The organism is Tautonia sociabilis (genome assembly GCF_003977685.1).
Lineage (GTDB): Bacteria > Planctomycetota > Planctomycetia > Isosphaerales > Isosphaeraceae > Tautonia > Tautonia sociabilis.
Window position 1 is genome coordinate 59,933 of sequence record NZ_RYZH01000013.1, and the last position, 16,468, is coordinate 76,400.

The following is a 16,468-nucleotide window of genomic DNA, read 5'->3' on the forward strand; positions in this document are numbered from 1 at the left end:
CCAGCCGCAAGGCGGCGATCAGCAGCCTGGCGATCAACCGCAAGGCGGCGATCAGCAGCGCGGCGATCAGCCGCAAGGCGGAAACCAGCAGCGCGGCAACCAGCAGCGCGGCGATCAACCGCAAGGCGGCAACCAGCCGCAAGGCGGCGATCAGCAGCGCAGCGATCAGCCGCAAGGCGGCGATCAGCCGCAAGGCGGCGATCAGCAGGGCGGCGATCAGCCGCAAGGCGGCGATCAGCAGGGTGGCGATCAGCAGCCTGGCGATCAGCCGCAAGGCGGCGATCAGCAGCGCAGCGATCAGCCGCAAGGCGGCAACCAGCCGCAAGGCGGCGATCAGCAGCGCGGCGATCAGCCGCAAGGCGGGAACCAGCAGCGCGAGAACCAGCAGGGCGGCGATCAACCCGGTGGGGGGATGACGGATGAGCCGCGGGTGGGCGGGCAGAATAACCTGGGCCCGAAGCTACCGGAGGCGAAGGATACGACGGAGCCGACCCCGAAGCCGGAAGGACCGCCGGAGCGGGGGGTGGAGCCGCCGGCACCGGGGAATCTCGAGGATCGGGACCTCACCATCAGGGGGATCCGCGATGCGCTGAAGGACGACGCGATGGCCAGGAAGCTCGAAGAGCTGACGGGCATGGATCGCGAGGAGATGGCGCAATTCGTGGAGCGCTTCTCCGGACCGCCCGAGGGGGCGGCGAGGGAAGGGAGCGAGGTGGAAGTCGTGCCCGAGGAGCAGCAGAGCTTCGACCCGAATCGGTCGATCCCCGATCCGCTCCAGGGAGTCCGGCAGAGCCAAGGGGCGAGCCGGGCGCGAGGGCCGAGCGCCAACGACGGGATCGGTCGGAACCGGCAAGGGGGAGGGGCCCCGCCTCCTCCCCAGTTGCTCCCGCTGCTGGAGGCCTATCAGCGTCGCATCTCGGGATCGGACGTCCCGTCCCCCGCTCCGTCGGCCGAGGAGGGCGGCGGGGCACGGCCCTCGACCCGGCCTCGGCCCTGAGGCCGACCTGGGCCGAACCGATCCGGCCCGGGGAAGCGAACCGGTCGCGTTCCCCGGGCCTTGTGCTAACATGAACTGAAGCGCCCGGTTCGGTCGTGACCGGGCGTCGACCGTCCCCTTGCGGCATTCGGATCCACCCCGACGGCGGGGCGAGTCCCCGGTGTCGGGGTTCGACCCGGGTCGTCCGTCGTCCCACCGCCGACCGGCCCTCCGCGATGATCGATTCGCTCGACCTTCCCCGCCGCTACCTGATCCCCTTCGACCCGAGGGATCTCCCCCACCATTTCGCCGATGTGCTGGTCATCGGCGGCGGCCTGGCCGGCTTGCGGGGAGCGCTGGGGATCGATTCGAGGGCAAGGGTGCTGGTCGTCACGAAGGACCAGATCCGGGAGAGCAACAGCAGCTACGCCCAGGGGGGTATCGCCTCGGTCCTCGATCCGGAAGACCACTTCGAGGACCACGTGGCCGACACGATCGCCGCGGGGAAGGGGCTGTGCGACCCGGTGGTGGTCGAGACGGTTGTGCGAGAGGCCCCGAGGCGGATCGCCGAGCTGATCGACTGGGGCACGGCGTTCGATCGCGAGGGGGACCAGGTCGCCCTTGGCCGCGAGGGAGGGCACTCGAGGGCGAGGATCGTCCACGCGCTCGGCGACGCGACCGGTCGAGAAGTGATGCGGGCCGTGATCGAACAGGCCCGGGCCCGCCCCAACGTCCGGATCTGGCAGAACAGCCTGACGATCGATCTGCTCAGCTTCGAGGGCCGATGCCGGGGGGCGATCGTCTGGGACCGCCGCCGGGGGCCGTCGCTGATCTGGGCCCGGGCCACGTTGCTGGCCACCGGAGGGGCCGGCCAGCTCTACCGAGAGTCGACCAACCCGGCCATCGCCACCGCGGACGGCCACGCGCTGGCCTACCGGGCCGGGGCGGAGCTGCGCGACATGGAGTTCGTCCAGTTCCACCCGACGGTGCTTTACATCGCCGGATCGGCTCGGCACCTGCTGACGGAGGCGATCCGAGGAGAAGGGGCCTACCTCCGGGACAAGGACGGCCACCGCTTCATGCCCGAGGCCCACCCCGACGCCGAGCTTGCCCCGCGCGATGACGTCTCCCGCGCCATCGTCGCTCAGATGAGCAAGACGCAGCATCCGTGCGTCTATCTGGACCTCTCGCACCTTGACCCGGCTCTCGTCCGCAGCCGCTTCCCGAGCATCGATCGCTTGCTCCAGGGATTCGGGCTGGACATCACTCGGGATCAGATCCCCGTCCGGCCGGGCGCCCACTACATGATCGGGGGTGTCTCGGTGGACCTGGACGCGCGTACCAATGTGCCCGGGCTCTGGGCGGCGGGGGAAGTGACGAGTTCCGGCCTGCACGGGGCGAACCGGCTGGCGTCGAATAGCCTGCTCGAAGGGCTGGTCTTCGGGGCCCGGGCCGCCGAGGACATCAATCGGAGCCTCGATCACTCCGTCCCTCCGCTGCTGGAGGTCCCCCCCATCGCCGCCGCCCAAAGGCAGGACGCCCGGGAGCCGCTCGACCTGACCGACATCCGCAACTCCTTGCGGGCGTTGATGTGGCGGAACGTGGGAATCACCCGGGACGCCCGAGGGCTGGAGGAGGCCGCCCGCCAGGTCGCCTTCTGGTGCCGCTACGTCTTGCCCCACCGCTTCGATGGTCCGGATGGATGGATGCTCCAGAACATGCTGACCGTCGCCCACCTGATGATCACCGCCGCCTCGCTCCGGGAGGAGTCCCGAGGGACCCATTGCCGCCGCGATTATCCCGAGCCTCGCCCCGAGTGGGAGCGGGCGATCCGCTTCCGACGCCCCCCCCTGCCCGAGGATTCGGCCCCCGCCGACCCGGCCCTCACGACGGAGCCGGATCGAGTGGGAACGTCGTGATCGTCGCAAGCGACTTGAATTCGGGGAGCAACTCGGTAAACTGGTCGTTTTGCCATGCCGGCCTCGCCTCGAAGTCCGGTGACGCGAACCCGACGACCTGGGTCACCCCGACCATGATCCCGAAGTGTTATCAGGCCAAGGCCGACGAACTGGCCCCCCAGTGGTATGTCATCGACGCCACCGAGGCGGTCGTCGGCCGCCTGGCCGCGCAAATCGCCCCGATCCTGATGGGCAAGCACCGCCCGACCTATACCCCCCACATCGACACCGGCGACTACGTCATCGTCACCAACGTCGATAAGGTCGTCTTCACCGGCAAGAAGTGGGAACAGGTCGTCTACCAGCGCTACTCCGGCTACCCCGGTGGCCAGAAGGAAGAGGTCGCCTGGAAGCTCTTCCAGCGCCACCCGGAACGGATCCTCTACGAGGCCGTCCGGCGCATGATGCCGAAGTCCAAGATGGGCCGGCACATGATGGCGAAGCTCAAGCTGTACGTGGGGCCGACCCACCCGCACCAGGCGCAGCAGCCGATCCCGCTGGAGCCGAAGAACGGCCGCCCCACCCCCGCCGGCCTGATCCTCGCCCCCGAGCCCGCCCCGCCGAAGCCCAAGGCCCGCAAGGCGAAGCCGAAGGCCGAGGAGGCCGAGGCCCTGGATCAGGGCACCCCGCCTGAGGCGACCGTGGCCCCGACGGCCTCGGAGCCGACCCCGACGGCCTCCGAACCGGCCGAGCCGGCCGCCGCCGAGCCGTCCAAGGAATCGGAGTGACCCGGCCCCGGCCCTGCCGGCCTCCATCGCACGGTCTGGTATCGAACTGACGGACAGGACAGACGGCCCGAAGCGTCCCGGGCCCGTCCCCGCCCGAGACGCCGCCGAGGAACCCCGAGACGATGGCCACGGTCACCAATCCCTACACCTGGGGCACCGGCCGCCGCAAGACGGCCGTTGCCCGCGTCCGCATCAAAGAGGGCACCGGCCAGTATCTGGTCAACGGCCTTCCTGTCGACGAGTATTTTCACACCGAGACGGAGCGCTCCGACGCCCGGGCACCGATCCTCGTCGCCGACCTCGCCGGCCGACTCGACGTGTTCGTCAACGTCGTCGGGAGCGGCAAGAGCGCCCAGTCCGGCGCGGTGATGCTCGGCCTCGGCCGGGCCCTGGCGTCCTACCGGGCCGACCTGGAGCCTCAGCTCCGGGAGCACGGATTCCTCACGCGAGATGCCCGCATGGTCGAGCGGAAGAAGTACGGGCACAAGAAGGCCCGCCGCAGCTTCCAGTTCTCGAAGCGATGATCGGAAGGTCATGGCCTGCTAAGAGTTACTCTATGTGGGGCCGGGATTGGCGTCAATCCCGGTCCCTCTTTTGGTCTCCTACACTTGTGCTGGACACAAGCCAGGCAAAATGAGTTGTTTGGCGAGTTTGCCGTTTTCATGACTTTTCGGCGGTTCATTGCCTCCTTCCCATTGGAGCAGTACCGATCGGACGGCAGAATGGCTACTGACGGCCCTGTACAGCGTCCCACGTGAGCGTTAGCTTGGGATGCCTTGCAACATCGACCACCGACCTTGCTGGTAGAAGCGTAGGCTGGAACATGCAGATTACATGCACACGTATCCCGGCAACAAACAATTTTCAACTGGTGATCGAGGGGCCGCAGCTCCGAACCGAAGTCGTCGTCCCATCAACTGAACTCAAGAAGGTCATCTCTGCTCTCACCCAGGTAGCTCCACAAAACGTTCAGGAGCAACCGCTCATCAACTCGTGGCTCCAGCGTATCCCCTGACGTGGACGACTCCGGCAAGCGAAGGCGAAGTAGCCAACCAAACCGACGGGGGACTTATCGTGGACGCACCTACACCGGAGAAGGCAAAGGACCAACCGACCCCCCAGAAAGCTCAGGAACTGACTTGGAAACAGGCGTTCGTAATCGGCATTGTGATCTTCGCCATAATTTCCTGGTTCCGTAGTGGTGACGATCCGAAGGCCACCATGCTGGCCTTCCAGGACAATCCGGCCGCCTTCAAGGGCAAAGAAATCACCGGCAAGATGACTTATAACGGTGCCGGTGGTCGGCTGGCCGATGACGTTCGGACGATGGAAGCGGCCTTCCTCCGTGCGCCGTTCACGATCTATACCAGCGCCGGCGTCTTCGACATTCAGCTCTTACTGCCCCACGACCTCAAGGACGTACCACAAGCGGGATTGACCGACCCCTTGCTCGTCAAGTTCAAGTGCAATACTGGCGAGTTGGACAACGGAAACGTCGTCACCGCAATCCGGCGCTTCTGATGCTGGCCTCCAATCACGGTCGGGCCAGCGTGACGCCGCCACTCGGCGTGCCGGCCACCGGCCGGGGGCGTCGGTTCCTGTCCTTCTCGACAACCTTCTCAAGTTCGTCGTCTCGGGGTGGCAACAGGTCGATGCCCAGCCCGTTCAACGCCGTGATGGCGTCGGGGAACGGCGTCGGCGTCGAATCGGCCGGGATTTGGTAGGCGGAGTCTTTCTTGACCCGGATGGTCTTCGGCTTCGGCAGCTTCGGCGGCTTGCCCTTCATCTGCTGCAACTGCACCACCGTGAAGGGCGTCGTGTTCATCCGGGTCGCCAATCCGGTCGGTCGCCTGTCGGGCAACAGCTGCCCCTCTCCCAACCACTCGATGAAAGTCCTCATGACGGTATCTATCCTCCGCTGAATGTGGTCTCCTCGATCGTCTCTAAGGCGCTCGGGGTCGGCTCGTCACGCCGGGGATGACGGCATCCCAGAGGGGCGCGGCCCGCTTCGCGGGCCGCAGCCCCACCTCAAGCTCCGTCCGACAGCTACGATGCCCTAGAGGCTGTCCTGGGGCTTCGGGGAATGCTCCGGTGGACACGCCACCCAGACCTGTGCCTTGCGGCCGGATCGTGTCGGCCGGAACTCGCCAGAGGGACAGACCATCCCCATCTTGCGGAGTTCCAGGACTCGGGGCGTGACGGTCTGAGCCACGATCCCGAGGGCAATTTCGACTTCCTGGGAAGTCGCTCCCAGCGCCCCTCGGCTGATGATGTAGTCGTAGATGTAGCCCCTGATCTGACCGCTGACGGGTTCGATCAGCGCCGCCGCCAGGTCGGACGTGATGACCCCGTTCGACGGCGGGTAGATGTTCGGGTCGGTCGCTACGTGATGGTTCTCTGCATGGTGCATGGTGCTCCTTTTCGATGCTGCTGATGAAGTCCTGCCAGAACACCGCCTTCGACCTGGGGAAGAATCCGGCCCGGCCGGTGTGCCCCCAGGTGATGCGGAGGCTGCCCTTGCGGAGCAGCCGGATTTCGCCGGGGTCGTTCAAATCCTTGAACGTGTAGCGGACACCGGCTTGGAGGGATCGGGCCGGGGCGTGCTGGACGATGGTTTTGCGGCCCCGGCACGCCTCATCCCAGAGTTGCTTGATCTTGTACTGGGAAACGACCGCCTCCGAGTAGGCGATGAAGTGGTAGTGGACTCGCCCTTCAAGGCCGACCTCGGAGACGGCGTAGAACCTGATCTTGATGGCCTTGAGCAGCTTCAGGAAGGTGCGGCGAATCGTCCTGTGTTCGTCGGCCGTGATGTCGGCGAGAACCTTCAAGACGCCGAGGTAGGTGTTCGTCTCGGCAGGGAGAGAACCCAAGCACGCCTCTACGATCCGGGCTTCCTTGTAAGCCCAGTTCTGGCGGCAAGCCAGGCTGCAACGGGGGTCACGGCACTTGCAGCCCTGGATGGGGTGGGGGAACCGGCAGACCCTACGGGGCTCGCTCTGATCGAATCGTTCTCTTGAACCTGATGTATAACTACTCCTGTAGACCACGCTGACCTTTCGATGTTGTCGTCATGAAGCCCTCGGCGTTGCCAGCGCCGGGGGCTTCTCGCTTCTAGCCCTGGCGGCATCTCTCCATGTAGGTCTGGAAGTCGTCGGCCTTCACCTTGATCGTCCCGCCGACCTTGTAAGAAGGCAGTTCACCGGAGTGGATGAGCCGGTAGACGACGCTCTTGCTCAGGCCCAAGATGACCGAGATGTCCATGACGCCCATGAAGTCGCTCTTGATGTTCTTCCGTTGATTGTCCATGTAGTTCCTCCTGTCTGTGGTATGTAGTGTCGATCTTCCAATTCTGTCGCAGCCGTCTAGGATTTCTTCTCCACATGGATGACGGATCACTTGTTCCAGATCGTCATGCGACTTTTCACTACTTATAGTTGAGGTGGCAGTCCCAGAGCGGCCGTCATCAGCGGGCGTTCGCAGCTGAAAGGGGACTTGGACCGCCCCTTCGTCGGTCTTCCACTCTTGCCCAGCGACGGCAGTTAAGTGCAGTCACTAGCGCCATTTGTATAGTTCCTGGCGTGTGCGTGCGAGCGGCCGTCTCGCCTACAAAGAGAGGGTGGTGCGATAGCAGCGGGGAAGACGGGGTGGATGGAACCGGCTCCCAGGGAATCTTGTTCTGGTTCGGCTATTAACCGTTCTGTCACCGGAGCGTGGCCCTCTCGACGCCCCGGGGGCCGCCCGCGCCGTCTGAGGGGGCGGTCCCGCTTCGCGGGACCAACACCCTCCAATCACATTCGACGGCCCCTGGACGGGTTTCCGATGACTCAGAGCGACACGCCTTTGACCAACGCCCACCGGATAGCGTCGTCGTGGGTTGATTGGTCGTATCTTTGGGTCATCGCCACCGAGGTATGCCCAGCCAACTTGCTGACCATGACGAGCGGCACACCCGCCTTCAGCTGCTCGGTGATGAACGTGTGCCGGAGCACATGGTTGTAGTGGCCCATGTCTCTCTTCCACTTCCCGCTCTTGACCAACGACTTCGCCAGGTAGTTCAGGCGGGAGTACACCCAGGCGGGGCCTTTCGGCTCCGGGAATACCCGTTCGGCATCCGGCCCCAGCTCGGCACGCCTCCGCTCCAAGATGGCCTGGACCTTGGCATTGACCAGGGTGGAGTACACTTTCTTGGATTTGGAGAACTCCACCGGGACCGTCAACCTGTCCACATTGATCCAGTCGAAGCGGAGGTGGACAGTGGAGTTGATGCGGAGTCCGGTGTTGAGCATGACGACCACGATGTCTTCGACCCACTGCGGAAGCCGGCAGGAAGGCCCCCGCTCGAATGGCCGGGCCTTGCGGTAGGCGATGGCCTCCATCAAGGCGGCAATCTCCTCGGAAGTCAGGCTCTCGGGCCGGGAGGTGATGTCGCTGCTGGGCAGGTCGTGGCAGACCGCCCGGATGGGGTTCTGGCCCTGGTATTGTTCGTAGCGGATCGCCTGTGACCAGCACTTGCCGAGCAGGGAGAGGTACGCCTTGAGCGTCTGGAGTGCGATCGTCTTGCCCCGCCGCTCGTAGTCGGCCAGCTCCCATTCGAGGTAGGCGTTGACCACCCCGGCCCGGACCTCATCCATGTGGCGGATGCCGTTCCGCTCGCACCAGCCCGAGAACCTGTCGATCACCAGCCGGAGTTTTTCGAGCGACTTCGGCCGGAGCGTCTTGGCCTGTTGCCGGTAGTAGGACTCCAATTTGTCGAGTAGGTCGATTCGGCGGGCCGGCGCTGCCCATGAGGGGAGCGGTCCCGCCTCATGGCCGGATGGTGGAGCCAGGAACTCCACCTTGGGGACGGTAGAGACGACATGATGCTCGTCTTGCCACCGATCGCCCATGTCGAGGATGTCGGGTGGGATGACGTTCGGATCGGCGTGATCCGGGCCGGGCTTGCCCAACTTGATCTTGCGATACCGGCCCGTCAGCGTCTTGATCTTGCGGGTGTAGTACCCGGTGGTGGAATCGTAGAAGGTCGTCGCCACGTTCGCTTCCCTTCGCTCATGGCAGTGCATGCACCTCCTTCGATCATCGTAGGACTGATGCCGTGGGGCGGGTCACTCTCCCGCCAGTCAGCTGTCAGGACGGCATCATATCGAATTGTGAAAGCATTACAAGAGCGTGCTTCCAGTTCTCCAAGCGGTGATTCGCCTTCCCGGAATCCCCCCGGCCTTCGTACTCGAAGCGGCCCCGACTCGCCCTTGCCGGCGAGCCGGGGTCGCTTCGTTGTTCAGGAGGCCTCGGGATCTTCCCGCATGCTCGGGGAGAAGGTGATCCGGAACTGGTCGAGCTGCTCGCGACGGCCGAGCAGGATGATGCTGTCGCCGGCCCGGAGGGGCTGATCGCTGGAGGGGGGGAATTCGACCGGCCCGGCGGCCCGCTTGATGGCGATGACCATCACCCCGGTGCGTCGGCCGATGTCGGCCAGCCGGAGGCTCTGGCCGTCGAGCCCCTCGCCGGGGCGGATGGGGATCTCCTGGATCTCGAGGTCGAGCTCCGATTGCTTGGTCACCAGCTCGACAAACTCGACCGTGTTCGGGCTGCGCAGGAGCGAGGCGATCCGTCGGGCGCCGATGGCCGCGGTGAGAACGACATGGTTGGCGCCGGCCTGTCGGAGCTTCTTCTGGGAGGTGGGCAGCTCGGCCCGGGCGATGATCGTCACGTTCGGGGCGAGTTGCCGGGCGGTGAGCGTGATGAAGACGCTGTCGGCGTCGGACGAGACGGCCGTGACCAGCGCCCGGGCGCGGTCGAGGCCGGCCTCGATCAGCACCGCCTCGTCGGTGGCGTCTCCGATGACGAAGAGGTAGCCCCGCCGTTCAATCTCGGCGACCAGCGCCGGTTCTTGCTCGATCACCACGAACGCGCGGCCGGCCCCGGCCAGCTCCTCGGCGATGAGCAACCCCATGCGACCGAACCCGACGATGATGACGTGGTCCTTCTGGGTCACGAGCCGGCGCCTCAGGTTCTGATGCCCCAGGATGCGCTGGATCTCCCCCTCCGTGAACAAAGAGAGGAAGGCGCCCACGACGTAGGCGACCGCCACGGTGCCCAGGCCGATGACGATCATCGTGTGCAGGCGGACGGCCTGGGTGGTGAGCGGGCGGACCTCGGTGAAGCCGACGGTCGAGATGGTGATTGTCACCATGTAGAGGGCGTCGGACCAGGTCCAGCCCATCGAGACGTAGCCGAGCGTTCCCCAGATGACGACGAAGACCAGGCCGAGGGCGCCGAAGGCCAGGCGTCGGAATGGGGTCCGCCTCCAGAAGGCCAGGAGGTTGTCCCGAATGCCGCCGATCTCCATGGTCGGGCCCGCCTCGCCTCCCGGTTCCGCTCAGTGTTTGAGGCGGAACCGCTGGTTGAAGCCGACGGCCAGGACCACGACCACGCCCAGGACGAGCCCCTCGATCTGGCTCGGATCGATCCCCTCGACCACCAGGCCGGTGCCGTTGATGACGATCTGGATCAGGATCAGGCCGAGCACCGTCCCCCGGATCGAGCCGACCCCTCCCGAGAGGCTGCACCCGCCGACGACGGCGGCGGTGATCGCCGAGAGTTCGTAGGCGAAGCCCATGGTCGGGGTCGCCGAGCCGCTTCGGCCGAAGAAGAGGATTCCGCCCAGGGCCGCCAGCAGGCCGGAGACGGCGTAGGCGACCGTCTTGAGCCGACGCGTGGGCAGACCGCTCAGGCGGGCCGCGGACTCGTTCCCCCCGAGGGCGTAGAGGTGCCGGCCCAGGACCGTTGTGCCCATCATCAGGCTGAGCAGGACAGCGACGGCCAGGAACAACGGGATGGTGATCCAGTACTGCCGGCCCAGGTCGCGGAAGGTCGGGTCGGAAACGGTGATGCTGCGGTTGTTGCTGAGGATGATCGCCAGGCTGCGCAGGCCGGCGAGCGTGGCCAAGGTGGCGATAAACGGCGGCAGCCGGAAGGCGTTGATGAGGAAGGCGTGGCCGGCCCCGATCGCCAGGCCGAGCAGGAGCGACAGCGAAACCGCCGCGACGATGATCCCGAGGGGGACCTCGCGAGCGGTGCTCTCTCCCGAGCTGACCCCCCAGACCACCGCCGCGGCCACCAGGACCGCCAGCACCACGGCCGCCTTCCGGAACTGGAGCACCAGGCCCACCAGCAGCCCGAGGGCCGAGCTGGAGACGACCAGCGCAACGGTGGCGATCCTCCCGTTGCCCCCGGTCCCCCAGCCGGCGAGCGAGCCGGCGGCCAGTCCCCAGACCAGGGCGGCGGCCATCGCCCCGGCGCGATCGTCGGCTCCTCGACGCAGCCCGAAGACGAGGCCGATCAGCACCAGCGCCTCGACGGCCGCGACCACCCAGGAGCCGGCGTCCATCGGGCCGCCAGCCAGGCCGACACCGGCGGCCACCAGCGCCGCCGGGATCGAGCCGAGGACCAACCCCCGGGCCCAGGGCCCGCCGAGCAGGTTCAAGCCGTTCCAGGAGATCAGCGCGACCGCCGCCGCCACGAGCATTCCGGTGGCCCAGGGGCCGGCCTGGCCAACCCCGGGGAGCCACGAGGTCATCAGCTTGGCCGAGACGACGGCCGAGAGGGCGACCATCGAGCCGATCGAGAGGTCGATGCCGCCGGCGATGATGACCACGGCCACCCCCACCGAGAGGACGCCGAAGAGCGCCATCAGGTGGGCGAGGCTCCGGATGTTGTATTCGGAGAAGAACGGCCGGGAGGCGCCGGGGTCGAAGATCGCGCTGGGGCCGGGGGCGACCGCGTAGATCAGCCCGAGCACGGCGACGATCGCCACGGCCAAGCCCAGCTCCGACCCTCCCCACCGGAACCCAGGTCTCGGGGAGCCCGGGGGCGGGCCGGGCGGGGGAGACGGCTTCGCGTCGTCGCTCATGACGATTGCAGACCCTTGCTCTCCAGCCAGGAATTCATCTCATCGATCGTCAGGACCTCCTGGCCGGACTCCCGGAGCGCGGCGGCCGGGGAATCGGCCGAGGGGATGATGACCCGAACGCCGGTCTCTCGGATCTCGCCGTCGGGCAGGATCTCGGCGACGGTCTGCTCATCCCCGGCGATCAGGGCGGTGAGCAACTGGACGCCAAGGCGGCCCATCTCGTAGGGGTTCTGGCAGACGCTGGCGTCGATGTTCCCCTCGGCGAGGTGGGGGCGGGCGGCCTCGTCGAGGTCGAAGGTGACGACGGTGACGCGGTCGCGGACCTGGGGAGAATTGGCCACCTCCTCGGCGATGGCGGTCGCGTTATAGGACCAGAGGCCGACGAGGGCGTCGAGGTCGGGGGTCTTCGACAGGGCGGCCTGGACGTTCTGGCGGGCCTTGGCGTGGTCGGTGCCGTCCTCCCAGGTCTGGGTCTTCTGGAAGGCGTCGCCGGCCCCCAGGAAGAAGCCTTCCTCGCGCGCCCGGGCGTTCGCCGCGGACGCGGTGCCGACGAACAGGGCGGTCTTCCCCCCTTCGGGCCGAAGCAGGGCGATCGCCTTGCCGGCGACCCGTCCGGCGTCGAAGTTGTTGGTGCCGATGTAGGCGCGGCGGGCGTCGGCAGAGTCGGGGGAGACGTCGGAATCAATCGTGATGACGACCTTGCCCGCCTGCTGGAGCTCCTTCATCGCGTCGATGACGCCGGGGGAGTCGGCCTCGATGACCGAGATGGCGACTCCCTGGACGTCGGGCATGCTCAGGATCTCCCGGAGGATGTTGATCTGGCCCTGGGCCTGCTCGTCGTTGCGACGCAGGGTGACCTCGGCGCCGAACTCCTCTCCGCCGTCCTGCATACCCTTCTCGACGGCGCTCCACCAGTCGGAATTGCTGTTGGAGACGAACACAAGCTTCGGCCCGCCAGGTCCGGGAGGCTGCGTGTCGCCAACGCCACCTCCTCCGGTGTTCGAGCCGCCGCAGCCCATCCCGATCGCCCCGAGGGCGGCGAACGCCGCCCAGGCGAAGCATCGTCGCCGGATGCCGATCACGATCTCTCTCCCCCTAGGGAACGGAGCGGGGCGTACGCCGACCCTCCGGGCGCCCCCGCGACCGCCCCATCTTAGCCGCCTCGGGAAACGGGTGAAACGTCCCGGCGGGGGTCGGCCTTGAAATCGGCCAGGGTACGGACGATCATCGTTTCTTCCTGCCGGAAACGACGATGCCGCGACGAACCGCCGCGGAGACGGGAGATTGTAAGGGGGCCGGGCTCCATGCGCTGGAGGGATCGGGTCTACGGGGACGCTCGCATCGACGACCCCGACCTGTTAGGCCTCATCGACTGCCCGACCTTCCGGAGGCTCCGCGGGATCCGCCAGGCCGGGCCGTCGGCCCTGGCCTTCCCGTTCAAGGCGGTGACGCGGTTCGAGCACAGCCTGGGCGTCTTCCTGCTGCTGCGACGCCTGGGCGCCGACCGCCGAGAGCAGGTGGCCGGGCTGCTGCACGACCTCTCGCACACGGCCTTCTCGCACGCGGTCGACTTCCTGTACGCCTCCGACGAGCAGAATCACCACGAGTCGATCAAGGCGGTCTTCCTCGAGCGGCCCGACATCGTCGCCGCGCTGGCCCGGCTCGGCTTCGAGCCGGGTGAGTTCGCCGACGACTCGGTCTATCCGCTGCTGGAACGCCCCCTGCCCTGGCTCTGCGCGGATCGACTCGACTATTTCTTCCGGGACAGCCTCGCCTGCGGCGTCTCGACCCCGGCGATCGTCTCCCGGCTGCTGCCGAGGCTCGGCGTGGTCGACCGAACCATCGTCTTCACTCAGGCCGACGCCGCCCGAGAGGCGACCGAGCTCTTCGCCGTGATGAACCGGGAATGGTGGGCCAGCCCGACCGAGGCGTACATCTACAACGAGTTCGCCACCGTCCTGCGCACCGCGTTCGATCGGGGAGTCCTCGTCGAGGAGGACCTGATGGCCGACGACGCTCACGTCCTCGCCCGGCTCCGGGATTCCGGGGACGCGATGATCCTCGACGCCCTCTCCCGCATCGAGCACTTCGACCCGGATCGGGTGAACGGCTACGTTCCCCGGGTCGTTCCGAAGGTTCGGTGGCTCGACCCTCCGGTGAAGGTCGGCGACTCGTTCGTTCCCCTCTCGAAGCTGGAGGCGTGAGCGCCCCTTCAGGGAACCGCGGCGCCCCCCGCGGCCGGAGGGAGGGAGGGATCAGCCCCCCAGGGCCTCCCGGGCGGCCTGGAGGGCGGTTTCGATCGCCTGGGGGATCTGGTCGGGCTTCTTGCCCCCGGCCTGGGCGAAGTCGGCCTTGCCGCCACCGCCGCCGCCGACCACCGGGGCGACCTGCTTGAGCCAGTTGCCGGCGTGTAGCCCGCGATCGACCAGGTCGGGCGTCAAGCCGGCGGCGAGGATCACCTTGCCATCGGCCTCGGTGATCAGCAGGGCGGCGAGGCCCGACTCGGCCTTGCGGCGGGCGACATCGATCAGCTGCCGCAGCTCTCCGGCGGCGACGCCAGGGACGGCGAGCGCGACGACCTTCGCGCCGCCGACCTCCTTCGCCTGGTTGAGCAACTCGTCGGCGGAAACCTTCGGGGCCTCCCGTCGCTGGGCGGCCTGCTTCTTGAGCGTCTTGATCTCCTCGAGCAGCGCCTCGACGCGCTGAGCGACCTGCTGCGGGGGGACCTTCAGCGCGGCGGAGACGGCCCCCAGGGCCTCCTCCTCCTGGCGAATGTAGTCATAGGCGGCCTTGCCGGTGAGCGCGGAGATGCGGCGAGTGCCGGCGGAGACGGACTCCTCCCCCACGATCTTGAACAGGCCGATCTGGCCGACCGAGTCGAGGTGCGTGCCGCCGCAGAGCTCCCGGGAGAACTCCCCCATCTCGACCACTCGGACGACGTCGGGGTACTTCTCGCCGAAGAGGGCCATCGCACCGAGCTTCCGGGCGTCTTCCAGCGGCATCGTCCGCCATCGGATCGACTCGCCGAGGAGGATGCGGTCGTTGACCGTCTCCTCGATCCGTTTCAGCCGGTCGCGGCCGACGGCCTCGGGGTTGGAGAAGTCGAAGCGGAGCCGGTCGGGTTCGACCTTGGACCCGGCCTGCTGGGCGTGCTTTCCCAGGTGGGTATGCAGTGCATAATGCAGGACGTGGGTGGCCGAGTGGGCCCGGCGGATGGCCTCTCGGCGGGCGGCGTCGACGCGGGCGGTCGCTCGGGCGTTGACCGAGATGGTGCCGTCCTCGACGTGGCCAATGTGGAGGATGAAGCCGTGGTCGCGCTGGGTGTCCTCGACCCGGAACCGGAACCCGTCCCCTTCGATCGTGCCGATGTCGCCGACCTGGCCGCCCGACTCGCCGTAGAAGGGGGAGCGGTCCAAGACGAGGGCCACCGGGGCGGTCCCCCCGGCGACCTCGTTCTCGACGAGCTTGCCCTGGGCGAGGATGCCGATGACGGTGCCCTCGGCCTCGGTCGTCTCGTAGCCGAGGAAGGAGGTCCCCTCGTGGTGCTCCTGCTTCAGCGCGTCGAGGGGCCCGGTGGCGAAGACATCGGCGGCCTCGGTCGAGCCCCGGGAGATGCGGCCGTGCTCAGCGAGGTGGGCCTCGAATCCCTCGCGGTCGATCTTCAGATCCCGCTCGGCGCCGAGGCTCTCGACGATCTCGACGGGGATGCCGTAGGTGGCGTGCAAGCTGAAGGCGTCGTCTCCGCTGATCGTGTCGGAGCCGGCGGCCTCCGTCTTGCGGAAGACGTCGTCCATGAGCTTGATGCCGTTCTCCAGGTTGCGGAGGAACCGCTCCTCCTCCTCCCGGACGACGGTCTGAATCCGGGGGACGCTCTCCAGCAGCTCCGGATAGGGCCGCTTCATCACGTCGGCGACGACCGGGATGATCTCGAACAGGTACGGCTCGCGACGGCCCATGCGGTAGGCGTCGAGCACGGCTCGGCGGAGCAAGCGGCGGACGACATAGCCCTGCTTTTCCGGGCCGGGGCGGACGTTCTCGAAGATGGTGAAGGTGAGGGCTCGGGCGTGGTCGGCGGCGCGGCGGATGCGAATGCCGTCGAGCGAGTCGGCATCATACCGCTTGCCGAGGACCTCGGAGACGGCCTGCACCAGCGGGACGAAGATGTCGGTTTCGAAGTTCGTCTTCACCCCCTGGAGGCAGGAGGCGGCGCGTTCCAGGCCCATGCCGGTGTCGATGTTCTTGCTCGGCAGGGGTTCGAGCTGATTGGGCCCGACGCGGTTGAACTGGGTGAAGACGAGGTTCCAGATTTCGACCTCTCGGCCGTCGTCGTAGTGGTAGAAGATCTCCGAGCAGGGCCCGCAGACGCCGTTAGGGCCGTGGGTCGGGGCGCCGGCGGGCCAGAAGTTGTCGTCCTCTCCCATCCGGGTGATGCGGTTGGCGGGGATCTTGACCTCGTTGTGCCAGATGTCGTACGCCTCGTCGTCGTCGAGGTAGACCGTGATCGTCAGGCGGTCGGCCGGGATCTTGAGGGTGTTGGTGAGGAACTCCCAGGCCCAGTGGATCGCCTCGCGCTTGAAGTAGTCACCGAAGGAGAAGTTGCCGAGCATCTCGAAGAACGTCATGTGGCGGCCGGTCTTGCCGACGTTCTCGATGTCTCCGGTGCGGATGCACTTCTGGCAGGTGGTGGCGCGCTTGAAGTTCGGGTCGCCCAGGCCCATGAACTCGCGCTTGAACTGGTTCATGCCGGCCGGGGTGAAGAGCACGGTCGGGTCGTCCCTGGGGACGAGCACATCGCTGGCCCGGCGCTCGCAGCCCTTGGAGGCGAAGAAGTCGAGGTAGGCGTCTCGGAGTTCGTCGGTGGTCATCGCGATGAGGGCTCTGGGCCGGGTTGGTCCGG

16 protein-coding genes and 1 pseudogene are annotated in these 16,468 nt (G+C 67.1%); 8 read left to right on the forward strand and 9 right to left on the reverse strand.

Going from position 1 to position 16,468, the window contains the following annotated elements; genetic code table 11:
* Positions 1–400: hypothetical protein (locus TsocGM_RS25915; protein ID WP_199756725.1), on the reverse strand; the 400-nt coding region annotated here is incomplete at its 3' end.
* Positions 401–430: 30 nt separating this feature from the next.
* Between TsocGM_RS25915 and TsocGM_RS08490 the strand changes: the two genes are divergently transcribed.
* From TsocGM_RS08490 to TsocGM_RS08510, 5 genes and pseudogenes are all read left to right on the forward strand, one after another.
* On the forward strand, positions 431–997 hold the full coding sequence (locus TsocGM_RS08490; RefSeq protein WP_126724876.1) for a hypothetical protein: 567 nt from the start codon (positions 431–433) through the stop codon (positions 995–997).
* Between the two features lie 215 nt (positions 998–1,212).
* A complete protein-coding gene (gene nadB / locus TsocGM_RS08495; protein WP_126724877.1) occupies positions 1,213–2,895 on the forward strand; it encodes an L-aspartate oxidase in 1,683 nt (560 codons plus the stop codon).
* Positions 2,896–3,008: 113 nt separating this feature from the next.
* Positions 3,009–3,437, forward strand: a pseudogene (rplM, locus tag TsocGM_RS27885) (50S ribosomal protein L13); the annotation flags it as partial.
* A 347-nt stretch (positions 3,438–3,784) separates the two neighbouring features.
* Positions 3,785–4,186 (forward strand): 30S ribosomal protein S9, encoded by a 402-nt coding sequence (gene rpsI / locus TsocGM_RS08505; protein WP_126724878.1) that lies wholly within the window; start codon positions 3,785–3,787, stop codon positions 4,184–4,186.
* 550 nt (positions 4,187–4,736) lie between these two features.
* A complete protein-coding gene (locus tag TsocGM_RS08510; RefSeq protein WP_126724879.1) occupies positions 4,737–5,183 on the forward strand; it encodes a hypothetical protein in 447 nt (148 codons plus the stop codon).
* Positions 5,184–5,196: 13 nt separating this feature from the next.
* Here TsocGM_RS08510 and TsocGM_RS08515 read toward each other — a convergent pair whose 3' ends face one another.
* Both TsocGM_RS08515 and TsocGM_RS08520 read right to left on the reverse strand, forming a co-directional pair.
* The gene (locus TsocGM_RS08515; protein ID WP_126724880.1) at positions 5,197–5,487 is read right to left on the reverse strand and encodes a hypothetical protein; all 291 of its coding nucleotides are present in this window, start codon (positions 5,485–5,487) and stop codon (positions 5,197–5,199) included.
* Between the two features lie 231 nt (positions 5,488–5,718).
* Positions 5,719–6,072, reverse strand: a complete 354-nt coding sequence (locus TsocGM_RS08520) for a hypothetical protein (protein WP_126724881.1) — start codon at positions 6,070–6,072, stop codon at positions 5,719–5,721.
* A 14-nt stretch (positions 6,073–6,086) separates the two neighbouring features.
* Between TsocGM_RS08520 and TsocGM_RS25920 the strand changes: the two genes are divergently transcribed.
* Both TsocGM_RS25920 and TsocGM_RS08525 read left to right on the forward strand, forming a co-directional pair.
* Complete coding sequence (locus tag TsocGM_RS25920; RefSeq protein ID WP_158633439.1) at positions 6,087–6,230, forward strand: hypothetical protein; 144 nt, start codon at positions 6,087–6,089, stop codon at positions 6,228–6,230.
* A gap of 32 nt (positions 6,231–6,262) precedes the next feature.
* On the forward strand, positions 6,263–6,679 hold the full coding sequence (locus TsocGM_RS08525) for a hypothetical protein (protein ID WP_126724882.1): 417 nt from the start codon (positions 6,263–6,265) through the stop codon (positions 6,677–6,679).
* A gap of 94 nt (positions 6,680–6,773) precedes the next feature.
* On the opposite strand, the gene TsocGM_RS08530 is transcribed toward TsocGM_RS08525, so the two are convergent.
* From TsocGM_RS08530 to TsocGM_RS08550, 5 genes are all read right to left on the reverse strand, one after another.
* Positions 6,774–6,968, reverse strand: coding sequence for a helix-turn-helix domain-containing protein (locus TsocGM_RS08530; protein WP_126724883.1), 195 nt, complete (start codon positions 6,966–6,968; stop codon positions 6,774–6,776).
* A gap of 518 nt (positions 6,969–7,486) precedes the next feature.
* A complete protein-coding gene (locus tag TsocGM_RS08535; RefSeq protein ID WP_126724884.1) occupies positions 7,487–8,722 on the reverse strand; it encodes a tyrosine-type recombinase/integrase in 1,236 nt (411 codons plus the stop codon).
* A gap of 215 nt (positions 8,723–8,937) precedes the next feature.
* Positions 8,938–10,008 carry a potassium channel family protein gene (locus TsocGM_RS08540; RefSeq protein WP_126724885.1) on the reverse strand — a complete coding sequence of 357 codons (1,071 nt, stop codon included), beginning with the start codon at positions 10,006–10,008 and terminating at the stop codon, positions 8,938–8,940.
* 30 nt (positions 10,009–10,038) lie between these two features.
* Positions 10,039–11,475 carry an ABC transporter permease gene (locus tag TsocGM_RS08545; RefSeq protein ID WP_158633440.1) on the reverse strand — a complete coding sequence of 479 codons (1,437 nt, stop codon included), beginning with the start codon at positions 11,473–11,475 and terminating at the stop codon, positions 10,039–10,041.
* A 92-nt stretch (positions 11,476–11,567) separates the two neighbouring features.
* The gene (locus tag TsocGM_RS08550; RefSeq protein WP_126724887.1) at positions 11,568–12,653 is read right to left on the reverse strand and encodes a substrate-binding domain-containing protein; all 1,086 of its coding nucleotides are present in this window, start codon (positions 12,651–12,653) and stop codon (positions 11,568–11,570) included.
* A 222-nt stretch (positions 12,654–12,875) separates the two neighbouring features.
* Between TsocGM_RS08550 and TsocGM_RS08555 the strand changes: the two genes are divergently transcribed.
* Positions 12,876–13,775, forward strand: a complete 900-nt coding sequence (locus TsocGM_RS08555; protein ID WP_126724888.1) for an HD domain-containing protein — start codon at positions 12,876–12,878, stop codon at positions 13,773–13,775.
* A 51-nt stretch (positions 13,776–13,826) separates the two neighbouring features.
* Here TsocGM_RS08555 and alaS read toward each other — a convergent pair whose 3' ends face one another.
* Positions 13,827–16,436 carry an alanine--tRNA ligase gene (gene alaS / locus TsocGM_RS08560; protein WP_126724889.1) on the reverse strand — a complete coding sequence of 870 codons (2,610 nt, stop codon included), beginning with the start codon at positions 16,434–16,436 and terminating at the stop codon, positions 13,827–13,829.
* Between the last annotated feature and the right edge of the window lie 32 nt (positions 16,437–16,468).

Coding starts and splice junctions, on each gene's coding strand:
- nadB (WP_126724877.1), top strand. CDS start 1,213: ATGATCGATTCGCTCGACCTTCCCCGCCGCTACCTGATCCCCTTCGAC.
- rpsI (WP_126724878.1), top strand. CDS start 3,785: ATGGCCACGGTCACCAATCCCTACACCTGGGGCACCGGCCGCCGCAAG.
- TsocGM_RS08515 (WP_126724880.1), bottom strand. CDS start 5,487: ATGAACACGACGCCCTTCACGGTGGTGCAGTTGCAGCAGATGAAGGGC.
- TsocGM_RS08520 (WP_126724881.1), bottom strand. CDS start 6,072: ATGCACCATGCAGAGAACCATCACGTAGCGACCGACCCGAACATCTAC.
- TsocGM_RS25920 (WP_158633439.1), top strand. CDS start 6,087: ATGCTGCTGATGAAGTCCTGCCAGAACACCGCCTTCGACCTGGGGAAG.
- TsocGM_RS08530 (WP_126724883.1), bottom strand. CDS start 6,968: ATGGACAATCAACGGAAGAACATCAAGAGCGACTTCATGGGCGTCATG.
- TsocGM_RS08535 (WP_126724884.1), bottom strand. CDS start 8,722: ATGCACTGCCATGAGCGAAGGGAAGCGAACGTGGCGACGACCTTCTAC.
- TsocGM_RS08540 (WP_126724885.1), bottom strand. CDS start 10,008: ATGGAGATCGGCGGCATTCGGGACAACCTCCTGGCCTTCTGGAGGCGG.
- TsocGM_RS08555 (WP_126724888.1), top strand. CDS start 12,876: ATGCGCTGGAGGGATCGGGTCTACGGGGACGCTCGCATCGACGACCCC.
- alaS (WP_126724889.1), bottom strand. CDS start 16,436: ATGACCACCGACGAACTCCGAGACGCCTACCTCGACTTCTTCGCCTCC.